At 39.2% G+C, this 600-nt stretch carries 1 protein-coding gene; it reads right to left on the minus strand.

Features of this window, described 5'->3' with window-relative positions; genetic code table 11:
* Nucleotides 1-190: 190 nt before the first annotated feature.
* A partial coding sequence (locus ACS8FD_RS22510; protein WP_439277495.1) for an inner membrane-spanning protein YciB occupies nucleotides 191-600 on the minus strand: 410 nt, incomplete at its 5' end.

Below are 600 nucleotides of genomic sequence, written 5' to 3' on the forward strand. Positions count from 1 at the left end.
AACCGCTGTAAGCGCTCAACATGTTCAGCGCGGGTGATTTGACGCTGTGCTGTACTATTGGCGACGTCGTGACCGATGATGGCAAATAAGGACATGACCCTTCCTTTATGAATAGTAAAAATAAAAAATGATGATTTATAATGATAATGTCAATTTGACAATAAGGGTTGGTTATTATCGCAATACTTTTTTATTTTGCAGACTTATCAGTTAAAGCTGGATTTAAATGCTTTTTTAATACCGCAAATTGAGCGACAACAAACACCAGCATAATCGGAATCCAGCCATAGGTCTTAAAGTTAATCCATGCCTCATCAGACATCGTGAATGCCGTGATATAATGTAAAAAGCCCATAAAGGCGAAGAACAGTGCCCAAGCGATAGTAAGCTTTTTCCAGCCACTCATAGTAAGCGAAAAGACCTCTTTCATGGCAAGCTGCATCAAGGGTTTATTAATCGCAGCACTGATAATCAGCGTTAACGCAAAGATACCGTTGATAATCGGCGATTTCCAACGCAGATAAATATCATCACGCAAAAGTAGCGTACCCCCACAAAATAAAATGGTCAGTATTAATACAACCCATTGCTGTTTATCAA

The sequence above is a fragment of the Psychrobacter sp. 1U2 genome (genome assembly GCF_051847575.1).